We start from the raw sequence: 680 nt of genomic DNA, 5'->3' as shown, positions 1-680 counted from the left end.
CTAGCCCAGATAATTGACGTCAATATTAATCATATCGATGTCAAAGGACAATACATTCAACTAGCGGCGCCTGTACATGTATATGGTCATTTAGATAGTACTGAGCTGCTCACTCAATATCTGACCAATGATAGCCAAGAGGCGAGGCACGCCATACTACAAATTGGCGTTGATGAAGCAGGGCGTGGACCTTTACTAGGTAGTGTCAATGTGGCCGCCGCGATATTGCCTTCGACTTGGTCAGGATTGATTGAAGAACAACCACTCAAAGACACGCCATTGTCGATACTGACAGACTCCAAAAAACTGAGTGAAAAAAAGCGCGATGTCCTTTATCCATTGGTACAACAGCATGCAGTCGGTTATATCATCGCTGATATACCAGCAGCCGTTATCGACCAAGTTAATATTTTGCAGGCTACCATGCTCGGTATGCGGTTGTGTACTGAAGCCTTATTAGAAGCAGTTTTTAAATATCTTTCTAAAACTAAAAGTCTTGGCACATCACTTGATAAATTACAGGTAGAGGCGTTGTTTGATGGTAATCGTTGTCCTGAGCTGAATGACGCTATACTTGATGAATTGGGCATCTCGCGATCTTCTGTTGATTGCCAAGCATGGGTGAAGGGTGATGCACGTCATACCAGTATCGCAGCGGCTAGTATATTGGCAAAAGTGAG

The 680-nt window shown here is 43.7% G+C and carries 1 protein-coding gene; it reads left to right on the top strand.

What is annotated here, in order from left to right:
* Positions 1-9 precede the first annotated feature (9 nt).
* Positions 10-680 (top strand): ribonuclease HII (locus ACS8FC_RS17840; RefSeq protein ID WP_439297776.1); only part of this gene is annotated, 671 nt, incomplete at its 3' end.

It is taken from the genome of Psychrobacter sp. 1Y4 (assembly GCF_051847555.1).
The sequence above is the reverse complement of the archived record's forward strand: the minus strand, read 5'-3'. Positions and strand labels throughout refer to the sequence as shown.